At 43.4% G+C, this 8,873-nt stretch carries 14 protein-coding genes; 13 read left to right on the top strand and 1 reads right to left on the bottom strand.

Annotated features, from left to right (window positions below):
• The first annotated feature begins 87 nt into the window (after window positions 1-87).
• The 12 genes from KH943_RS07570 (at window position 88) to KH943_RS07515 (ending at window position 5,917) form a co-directional block, all read left to right on the top strand.
• Window positions 88-903, top strand: coding sequence for a GPO family capsid scaffolding protein (locus KH943_RS07570; protein ID WP_304109680.1), 816 nt, complete (start codon window positions 88-90; stop codon window positions 901-903).
• A gap of 21 nt (window positions 904-924) precedes the next feature.
• Window positions 925-1,962: a phage major capsid protein, P2 family gene (locus KH943_RS07565; protein ID WP_304109676.1), complete on the top strand. Its 1,038-nt coding sequence runs from the start codon at window positions 925-927 to the stop codon at window positions 1,960-1,962.
• Window positions 1,949-2,638 carry a phage terminase small subunit gene (gpM, locus tag KH943_RS07560; protein ID WP_304109674.1) on the top strand — a complete coding sequence of 230 codons (690 nt, stop codon included), beginning with the start codon at window positions 1,949-1,951 and terminating at the stop codon, window positions 2,636-2,638. The genes KH943_RS07565 and gpM overlap by 14 nt, the downstream gene beginning before the upstream one ends.
• Window positions 2,639-2,749: 111 nt before the next feature.
• Entirely contained in the window at window positions 2,750-3,253 is a 504-nt protein-coding gene (locus KH943_RS07555) for a head completion/stabilization protein (protein WP_304109672.1), read from the top strand.
• A complete protein-coding gene (locus tag KH943_RS07550) occupies window positions 3,253-3,459 on the top strand; it encodes a tail protein X (RefSeq protein WP_304109669.1) in 207 nt (68 codons plus the stop codon). Before KH943_RS07555 ends, KH943_RS07550 begins: the two co-directional genes overlap by 1 nt.
• A gap of 1 nt (window position 3,460) precedes the next feature.
• A complete protein-coding gene (locus KH943_RS07545) occupies window positions 3,461-3,802 on the top strand; it encodes a phage holin, lambda family (RefSeq protein WP_304109666.1) in 342 nt (113 codons plus the stop codon).
• Window positions 3,795-4,199 (top strand): M15 family metallopeptidase, encoded by a 405-nt coding sequence (locus tag KH943_RS07540; RefSeq protein ID WP_304109664.1) that lies wholly within the window; start codon window positions 3,795-3,797, stop codon window positions 4,197-4,199. Before KH943_RS07545 ends, KH943_RS07540 begins: the two co-directional genes overlap by 8 nt.
• A gap of 8 nt (window positions 4,200-4,207) precedes the next feature.
• Window positions 4,208-4,537 (top strand): DUF2570 family protein, encoded by a 330-nt coding sequence (locus KH943_RS07535; RefSeq protein WP_304109662.1) that lies wholly within the window; start codon window positions 4,208-4,210, stop codon window positions 4,535-4,537.
• Window positions 4,518-4,733 (top strand): Rz1-like lysis system protein LysC, encoded by a 216-nt coding sequence (lysC, locus tag KH943_RS07530; protein ID WP_304109659.1) that lies wholly within the window; start codon window positions 4,518-4,520, stop codon window positions 4,731-4,733. Before KH943_RS07535 ends, lysC begins: the two co-directional genes overlap by 20 nt.
• Window positions 4,733-4,948 (top strand): TraR/DksA family transcriptional regulator, encoded by a 216-nt coding sequence (locus KH943_RS07525; protein WP_304109656.1) that lies wholly within the window; start codon window positions 4,733-4,735, stop codon window positions 4,946-4,948. The genes lysC and KH943_RS07525 overlap by 1 nt, the downstream gene beginning before the upstream one ends.
• Window positions 4,945-5,463 carry a phage tail protein gene (locus tag KH943_RS07520; protein ID WP_304109654.1) on the top strand — a complete coding sequence of 173 codons (519 nt, stop codon included), beginning with the start codon at window positions 4,945-4,947 and terminating at the stop codon, window positions 5,461-5,463. The genes KH943_RS07525 and KH943_RS07520 overlap by 4 nt, the downstream gene beginning before the upstream one ends.
• A complete protein-coding gene (locus KH943_RS07515) occupies window positions 5,456-5,917 on the top strand; it encodes a phage virion morphogenesis protein (protein WP_304109652.1) in 462 nt (153 codons plus the stop codon). Before KH943_RS07520 ends, KH943_RS07515 begins: the two co-directional genes overlap by 8 nt.
• A 37-nt stretch (window positions 5,918-5,954) precedes the next feature.
• Here KH943_RS07515 and KH943_RS07510 read toward each other — a convergent pair whose 3' ends face one another.
• Window positions 5,955-6,479 (bottom strand): hypothetical protein, encoded by a 525-nt coding sequence (locus tag KH943_RS07510; RefSeq protein WP_304109650.1) that lies wholly within the window; start codon window positions 6,477-6,479, stop codon window positions 5,955-5,957.
• Window positions 6,480-6,510: 31 nt separating this feature from the next.
• Between KH943_RS07510 and KH943_RS07505 the strand changes: the two genes are divergently transcribed.
• Window positions 6,511-8,873, top strand: a 2,363-nt coding sequence (locus KH943_RS07505) for a phage tail tape measure protein (protein ID WP_304109648.1), incomplete at its 3' end; no start/stop codon positions are given.

Genomic DNA, 8,873 nt, shown 5'->3' with positions numbered 1-8,873 from the left:
CACTTCACATTCTGAATACATTGAAGCCTTTTTCAAAAATTGGAATCATCATTGCCAATTTCTTAACCTTCCCCAAAGGACTCCATTATGTCTAAAAAATCAAAATGGGTGGTGGTCGCTACTGAAGGTGCAACCACAGACGGTCGTGCCATTGAACGCCGTTGGATTGAAGAAGCGGTAGCAAGCTACGACCCGAAAAATACCTACGGTGCACGCCTGAATTTAGATCACATTAAATTTACCCTTTATATGCCAGAAATGGCGAACTCGTACTGCTTTGGCGATGTGCTAGCACTTAAAGCAGAAGAACGTGAAGATGGCAAATTGCAGTTGCTGGCACAAATCCAACCGACCGATGCTTTAATTGAACTCAACAAAAAAGGGCAAAAGGTTTACACATCCGTAGAAATTGACACCAATTTTGCCGATACAGGGAAAGCCTATTTAGTCGGTTTAGCCGTAACGGATAACCCCGCAAGCCTTGGCACGGAAATGTTGGCATTTTCGCATAACGGCTTAAACGGCAGAAAATTAAAACCTGAAAACTTATTTACTGCTGCAGTTGAAACCGAATTTGAATTTAACGAAGAAAAGCCGTCCATTTTGGCACAAGTCAAAGCGTTATTTGCTCGTAAAGCTGAAGAAGAGAAAGCACAGAAAAATGAAGAAGGCGTTTTATTTGCTGATATGCAAGCCTCCATTTTGCTTTTAGGCGAAAGCGTGGCGAATTTGGAAACTGAGCTTGAAAAAGCCAATATCGAAAAAGCCAAGTTTGCCGAAAAAATCGCAGAATATGATGCGAAGTTTGCCAAACTAGCCGAAGAAGAAAGCAAGCATTACACGCCAACACCAAAGGCAACTGGCTCAAGCGGTGCCGATGAAACAAGCGGTCGTTTTTTCTAATCCAATTACCAAGGAAGCATTATGCGTCAAGAAACTCGTAAAGTATTCAATGCCTATTTAGCAGGCGTAGCAGAAGACAATCAGCTTGAATTTTCAGGCTTACAAGCAGGGCAAAAATTCAACGTAACCCCAAGCGTACAGCAAAAATTAGAGAAGAAAGTGCAAGAGTCTTCTGAATTTTTGAAAATGATTAACATCGTGCCAGTGGTAGAAGCTCAAGGCGAAACACTAGGCTTAGGTGTTGCAGGCACAATCGCAAGCACTACCGATACCACAACTAAATCACGCGAAACCCAAGATATTCACACGTTATCAGCGATTGCGTATGCATGCCAACAAATCAACTACGACACACACTTACGCTATGGCACCTTAGATATGTGGGCAAAATTCCCTGATTTCGCTCAAAAAGTCGGTGCAGTCAAAGCGGAGCGTATGGCGTTAGACCGCATTATGATTGGTTTTAATGGTGCAAGCCGTGCGGCTACATCCAATCGCCAAACCAATAAATTATTGCAAGATGTGGGCAAAGGCTGGTTAGCTAAAATCGAAGAACACGCCTCTGAACGTGTGATGAGCGAAGAAACACAAGGCTCAGGCAAAATTGAAGTGGGCGAAGGCCATACTTACAAAACATTAGATGCGTTAGTGTTTGATGCTGTCACTGATCTTATTGAACCACAATTCCAAGACGACACCCAATTAGTCGCCATTATGGGGCGTGACTTATTAGCAGATAAATACTTTCCACTGGTCAATAATCCAAAAGCCACAGAACAGCTTGCGGGCGACACCATCATCAGCCAAAAACGCGTGGGTGGGTTGCGTGCAGTGCAAGTACCATACTTCCCGAAAGGCTGCATTTTGATTACCCGCTTGGATAATTTATCCATCTACTACCAAGAAGGCGCACTCCGTCGCACCTTAAAAGATAACCCTGAGCGTGACCGCTATGAAGATTTCACCTCATCAAATGATGATTGGGTAGTCGAAAACTACGAGCAGGTCGCCTACCTCAAAAACATTAAAATGGTAGATGCACCAAATGAGACCCACTAGAGCAAACCGACTACGCAAAGAAGCGGAGAAACTCTCCGGTTCTTTGCTCGAGGCTTACACCCATTTAAGCGGCTATGATTTGCTCCTCGCTCAACTTAACGCCCACAAACGCCAGTTGAGCCAAGTGCAATCAATGGAACGTCGTGCTGAAATCAAAGCCAATATCTTTGCCGAATATCAACCGTGGATTGATGGTGTATTGCAAGCTGGCACAGGCGTGCAAGATGCCGTGCTGATGACGTGGCTGGTGTGGTGTATTGATGCAGGGATTTTAGATTATGCCCTGAAAATTGCGGAATACGCCCTCTTTCACGATTTAGTGCTGCCGGCGCGTTTTAACCGCACCTTGGCGACCACCGTGGCAGAAGAATTTGCGGACTTATCCAAAAAAGCCCGCACAGCCAAAAAACCGTTTGAAGTGGCTTGCTTGGCGCAAGTGCAACAAATGACGGCTGAACACGATATGCCAGACGAAGTGCGAGCCAAACTGTTGCGTGAATTAGGCGAAGGCTTAAAAGACAGCGAATCTGAAACCGCTCTCGCTTATCTCAAGCGTGCATTAGAGCTTGATCAGGACGTAGGCGTTAAAGGCAGTATTTCCGCCCTTGAAAAAGCCATCGAAAAAGCAAAAGCCGACAACAAAGAACCATCGCCACCGCCTGAAGATTCAGCGTAGGTGGAAACCGAGCGTATCACGCCAACCGAGGGGCAGAGCAAGCGGTCGCATTTTCTCCTTTTTTTGCGAAATCGTCTTCCTCTCCACCCCTCATTTTTTTAGGTGCAAAAAATGAACCCCGTGATCAGCATTCCCAACGTGCAAGGGTTAGACCGCCCCGCACAGCCCGAAAAGCCCTCTGAAGTTCGCGATGAATACATTGCTAATAACGGCTTTTTTCCTGAAATTTCCCTTACCGAGCTACGCAACGCTATGCGGGTTGATGGCACCGTCACCAACGAGCGACTAAAGCACGCCACCTTGGAGGCGATGAACACCGTCAACCAAGATTTGAAAAAACTCCGCTTGAATGCTCAAGCAGACGGCAAAACCTTGTATGACCTCAACGATGAAATGCTCAACGGTGAATATGTCATCGAATACCAATACAAACGGACGGTGTATTGCTTAACAGTGGCAAATCTCTATGAACGCTATCGCAGTTTCGATGCCACCAAAGAGGGACATAGCAAATCGGACGAATTGCTAGAAACCGCAGGTGATTTACGCCGTGATTATCATCACACCGTCCGCGATATGTTGGGCGAAAACCGTCTCATTTCGGAGCTAATTTAATGCGAACCCTTACTGCCCTTGAAGGCGACACGCTAGACCGCTTGCTTTATCGCCACTATGGCACTACTGCAGGCTTAGTCGAGCAAGCCTTGGAATATAACCCACAGCTGGCAAATTTGCCGATTTTATCGATGGGGCAACTTGTGCAAATGCCTGATGAGATGCCCAGCGTGACGTTAAAAGATACCTTACAACTCTGGAACTAATATGCCAAATAATACTCCCGATGTATGGACGCAGATTTGGGCGTTTTTAACGCTGCATTTCTCTAACCATAATCAAATGATTTGTGCCACCGTGTTGGCTGCCATTACCTCACTAACCAAATCCTTTCTTTATGGCAAAAAAGACACCCCAAAACGAGTGATGGCAGAAGCGGTGCTCTGCAGCATTATTGCGGGCAGTATTCAGCCCGTCTTAATTCATCTTAATTGGAGCATTGATTTAATCACCCCGATTGGCGTGGCACTTGGTTTGGTGGGCACTAGCATCATTCGCCAAACCATCTTAAAACTCATCAACAAATTTACCGGAGAAAACCATGAGTAATTTCAAACTATCTACAGCAAGTGAAGAAAAATTAGCAGGCGTGCATCCTGATTTAGTCAAAGTAGTGCGTCGGGCATTAACCCTTTCGCCCGTTGATTTCAAAGTGATTGAAGGTGTGCGTACCTTGGCACGCCAGAAAGAGCTGTTTGCGAAAAAAGCAACAAAAACTATGAACAGCCGACACCTCACAGGGCATGCGGTCGATTTAGTCCCCTTGCCGCTAGATTGGAATAATCGCCAAGCCTTTGAAAGTGTGGCAAAAGCAATGCAACAAGCGGCAAAACAGCTCGGCATTGCGATCCGCTGGGGTGGGGACTGGAATATGAATGGTTCTTCAACAGATGAAAAATTCTATGATGGGCCGCATTTTGAACTCTTGCGTGCGGTGTATCCATAGGGGGAAAAATGAGCTTAATTCACTCTTTTAAAGTTGCGGGTGCAGTTTGCGGAGTTGGTTTAATCATTGCATTTTACCAACGCGGGCAAGAAATTAACCGCCTGAAAGTTCAAACACAGCAACAAACCGAGCAACTTGAGCAACAACAGCAGGCCTACCAAACCTTGCAACACCATTTAGCCATCGAAAAACAAGCCACCTTAACCCAGAAGGTAATCAATGATGAAATTCAACAAAAACGCGAGAACCTTCAGCGTGAGGTTCGCACGCTCACTCAATCTCAGCCATGTGCTCATACTGCTATTGATCGCCGTGCTCTTGAGCGGTTGCGGCAGTAATCACATCACCACCCAAACCGAATACCTTTACCCACCGCAAGCCTATTTGCACGCCTGCCCGAAAACCGCCTTTATGGGCAACACTTATGGCGATGCGTTGGATTACTTAATCACAGTGAAAGCCGAGCGTGATTTATGTGCTAGCCAAATTGAGCACATCAATCACTGGATTCACCAAACCAAAGCGAGCCAATAATGCCCGATATCCTAGATAAAGCCCAAGAAATTGAACAGCTACAACGCGAGCACGCACTACGCAACCGAGCAAAGGCACAAGAGCCAAGCCGATTATATTGCGAAGATTGCGATGAAGTTATCCCTGAAATTCGTCGCCAAAAAGTGCCAGGCTGCACCCGTTGCGTGGAATGCCAAACGATTTATGAAACTCAACAGAAACACTACCGCCGATGATTAAACCAAACCGCTTGCGGGCAATGCTGACCCGCACTTTAAGCTATTTCGCCCAAAATCCCGATGCACTCAATTTGCAGTTTGATAACGGCAAAATTAAGGTCACGGGCAATAAATCGTCCTCTTTTGAATATCACTATGATTTGCTGGTATCGGTCAAAGATTTTCCTTTTCATCCTGACGTGCTTTTCGTGCCTGTGATTGATTTTATTCGCACCGAACAGCAAGAGTTGCTTTACAACAGCGACAACTGGGGCAAAATCGAATTCGACATCGTGGATAACAACCACAACACCTACGATATTTACATCAACATTCCGCTCACGGAACGTGTGATCGCCAAAGTTGAAAATGGTGAATACCGCATACAACACGGCAACGAACCACAACTGAACGAATATCAGCCTTTGCCACGTTTCCAAGTTTATCTGCAGGAACAACGGGAAGAAATGGCAGAGCTGATTTTTGATTCAGCTCAACAAGGAACAGCACAGCAAGGAATGGCAAATGAGTGATGAAGTGGCAAAAGTCAAAACCGCCTTTGAGCATCTGCTGAAAAACCTTAGCAAACCTCGCAGACGGCTGCTTTACCAACAAATTGGGCGAGAACTTGCCCGTAGCCAACGCAGACGGATTAAGGCACAACAAAACCCCGACGGCACGGCTTACGCCCCACGCAAAGCCAAGCACAAAACCAAAGGGCGAGCCAAAACCAAGCAGATGTTTAAAAAGCTCGGCTTATCTGCACACTTAAAATTGCGTTACGAAAATGAAGGCATTTCACTGGGCTTTTACGGGGGTGATGCCACCATTGCCGAAATTCACCAATACGGCTTAATGGGCAAAGTTCGCCCCGAATGGAATTTAAAAGTACCTTACGACAAACGGGAATTGTTAGGCTTTACCGAAGAAGATGCACAAATGATAGAAGATTTTGTGATTAAGGCGTTATCCGATGGGATTGAGTAGGCGTAAAAAAGCGGTCGAATTTGACCGCTTGTGGGTATTAGAAATTTAATAGTGCTTTTTTCTTAAGGTATTTGGCATAGCGTTCTTTTGAAGTGAAATATAGCAATCCAGCAGTTACTACAAAGAAACAGAAAAATGCTAAGCCATAACTGCCAGACATTCCTGCAATAAAGGCAAATGGGAAAAGATAAATACCAAGTAAAATTACCACGATCACAGGGGCAATGAAAATGTAGAAAAATACTTGCCAAATGCGTTCTAAAAAATGCGATTTTTGTGTGCCTTGTTCTCTTGCTTGGAGATAACGTTCAAAGCGATATTGATTTTTCTCAATGCTAAATGAAATCAGCGGTGTTTTTGTTGAACTGATTTGATTATTCAATAAGACCAAACCATTAAGCGATAACACAACGAAAACATAAGACAATGCAATAAATACGCCAACGGATAATAGCATTACTAATACGCTAGGTAATGCTTCAATGAGTGTTTGAAATAACATTGCAACCAAAAATAATGCAACATAAATACACAAACCGATAACAGAAAATAAAAAGCCCATTATTTCCTCCTGTTTTTATTAGGTAAATCATATGAGCAACAATTTAAAAATTCAAGTAATTTTAGCTGCCGTTGATAAAGCAACCGCACCGATGAAACAAGCATTGAAAAATGCTAAATTGCTTTCAGGCAATATTGTCGAATTGCAGAATAATTTACGTAAAATTGAAAAAATCAAAACCAAAATCAGTGGTTTTGAACAAGCCAAGAAAAATATTGATGCAGCGACACAGTCCATTGAACAACACAGACAAAAATTAGCCGAATTGTCTAATGGCAAAAACGAAAGTGCTGCTTTTGCGAATAAATCCAAATATGCCTTCAATATGCAAAAGAAAGAAGTGCAACGCTTAATGGCACAACAAAATGATTTTGCAAGAATGGGCAATTCAGCAGAATTCGCTAAAGTTGGTGCAGTGTTAGAAAAGGCAAGAAAAGAACTCGCCCAATTAGGTGAGCAATACAGCATTGCCAAAAATAAAGTTGATGAATTTAATCGTAAAATTAAAACTGAAAATAAAGAAATCAGAACCAATCGCCTTGCACGCATTCGCCAATATCAACAGTTAAGACAACTTCGTGAGCAACTTCAGGCTGCAGGGATTTCTACCAAAAATTTAGGCAACAGCGAACGCACTTTAGAGGAAAAGATTGCCCACGCAAACCAAGCCTTAGAAAAACAAAAAAGACGGCTTGCTGAATTAGAACAAAAACAGAAAGCTGTTGCACACTATAACGAAAAAGTCGCCAATCTTAAAAGCCGTTCAGAGCATCTTGCGAGTATGGGGCAACGTGCAACAGGGCAAGCTATTGCCTTGGGTTATTCTGTTGCTCAACCTATTTCACAGTTTATGGAATTTGAAGATGCAATGGCAGGTGTGGCACGTCAAGTACAAGGGCTAAAAGATGATAGTGGGCAATTTACGGCAGAATATGGCGAATGGGCAAATAAAATCCGTGAGCTTTCCAAAGCGTTGCCATTAGCCACAACAGACATTGCCAATATGATTACTGCAGGTGCAAGAATGGAGGTGCCAAAAGAACAGTTAGCAGAATTCGTGGCACTTTCCACCAAAATGGCAACGGCTTTTGATGCACAGAATCCTGAAGAACTGGCCGAACTTTACGGCAAAGTAGGCAAAAATTTCCAACTTTCTGCCGCACAAGGAAGAGAGCTTGCTGATGTGATCAACTATTTAGATGACAACGCAATTTCTAAAGGGACGGATATTATCAACTTTTTGAACGATACTTCGGGTATTGCTGGAATCGTAAAAATTGATACTAAAAATCTTGCAGCATTAGGTTCAACTTTATTGACTGCAGGCAATGAGGCAACTACCTCAGCAAAAGCGGTCGAAAGCACATTCAACCGTTTGTCGAAAGCACCAGATATGAAACCCGTCAATAAAGCTTTGGCTAAATTAGGCTTAGATGCCAACAAAGTGCAAAAAAGAATGGTAAAAGATGCTGAAGGCACATTGTTAGATATTGTTGAACGCATTAAAAAATTACCAAAACATTTACAAGCAGGCGTGATCAGCGGTATTGCAGGCGGTAACTACAACACCCAAATGGCAAGCCTTGTGTCAAATACTGAAGAATATCGCAGACAAATTGCCCTCGCCAATGCAGAAGAAGCAAAAGGCAGTATGGATAGAGAATTCCAAACACGAATGACCACGCTTTCTGCAAAATGGCAAATCTTCAAAAATCAGTTGTTTAACACCAGCACGATTATTGGAGGTGCATTAAAAAATACCTTGCTTGAAATGATGGATTCCATTGCAGGCGTATTAGATAAAGTGAATGAATGGGTGCAAACCAACCCTGAATTAACTGCAGGTATTGCTAAATGGTCAATGTATGGTATCGCGGCATTAGGCGTGTTTGGTGTGCTATCTTCCACCTTGAGTTTTATGCTTTACCCGATTTTTAGGGTAGGCTTAGGTATTAAACATTTAAATTCATTATTGCCCGAAAATACAGATAAGATTAAAAGCGTTATTCGAGGTTTGATAAGCTGGAGAACAACGGGAGCTTGGCTTGGTAATGCACTTAAAGGATTAGGAAAAACATTATTTACATTGTTAAATCCGCTCACCTATATAAAAGGTGCATTTAGTTTAGCAGCAGGTGCGTTAAAAGGTTTAGTCATTGCAAGCCGATTCTTAATCGCAACACCAATCGGGGCATTTCTTACCGTATTGGCAATTGGGGCAACTTACGTTTACGCCCACTGGGAAAAAGTCAAAGCCTTTTTTGGTGGTTTTTGGGAAGGACTAAAAGCAGGATTAGCCCCTGTGATTGAAAAATTTAAACCGCTTGGCAATGCATTTGGTGTTGTGGTTGGTTGGATTGAAAAAGCTGTGAAGTGGGTAATAGCATTATTCTC

It is taken from the genome of Haemophilus parahaemolyticus (assembly GCF_018373095.1).
Classification (GTDB): Bacteria; Pseudomonadota; Gammaproteobacteria; order Enterobacterales; family Pasteurellaceae; genus Haemophilus_A; species Haemophilus_A parahaemolyticus_A.
Note: the sequence above shows the minus strand (reverse complement) of the source record. Positions and strands in the feature narration are given on the sequence as shown.